The organism is Mesorhizobium sp. M8A.F.Ca.ET.202.01.1.1, assembly GCF_004791595.1.
Taxonomy (GTDB): Bacteria; Pseudomonadota; Alphaproteobacteria; order Rhizobiales; family Rhizobiaceae; genus Mesorhizobium.
In genome coordinates this window covers 1-442 of record NZ_SRUN01000078.1, presented here as the reverse complement: position 1 = coordinate 442, position 442 = coordinate 1, and the positions used below count along the sequence as shown (strand labels likewise).

The window sequence follows — 442 nt, the reverse complement described above, 5'->3', positions numbered from 1 at the left end:
GCCGCGACCGTTTCAACCAACAGATCAGCGAGCATCGCGGTGGTTGCCGCATTGTCAGCCAATGACCGGATTTCAGAGGAATTCATGTTTGGTGCTTTCCAAGGGAATAAGGCGTCGGGAACAAGGTCATTCGAAATGGCTGATCCGCCTTCGCCGTCGCGCTCGCCGGATTTCGTTGATGCGCTCGGCATCCTCCTCGCTGAGCTGGCGGCCGCGCTCCAGGATCTCGAGCGTATATTCCTCATAGGTCAGTCCGAGCTGCTCTGCCCTTTCCAGCCGCATCAGCATGACGGCATGGCTTGGCGCCTTCCAGGCCTTGTCGTGGGCGGCCCGCCAGGCGAGGAAAATATAGGCGTCGCCCTTGCCCCAGGGCGGGCCGTCATAGTCGTCGAGCGGCGGCCCGCCATTGTGCGAGCGTTTCGGCCGGCGACGCATCGGGCTC

General features: G+C 62.4%; 1 protein-coding gene. It reads right to left on the bottom strand.

Going from position 1 to position 442, the window contains the following annotated elements; all coding sequences use genetic code 11:
- Positions 1–126: 126 nt before the first annotated feature.
- Entirely contained in the window at positions 127–435 is a 309-nt protein-coding gene (locus EN845_RS33915) for a hypothetical protein (protein ID WP_135931277.1), read from the bottom strand.
- Between the last annotated feature and the right edge of the window lie 7 nt (positions 436–442).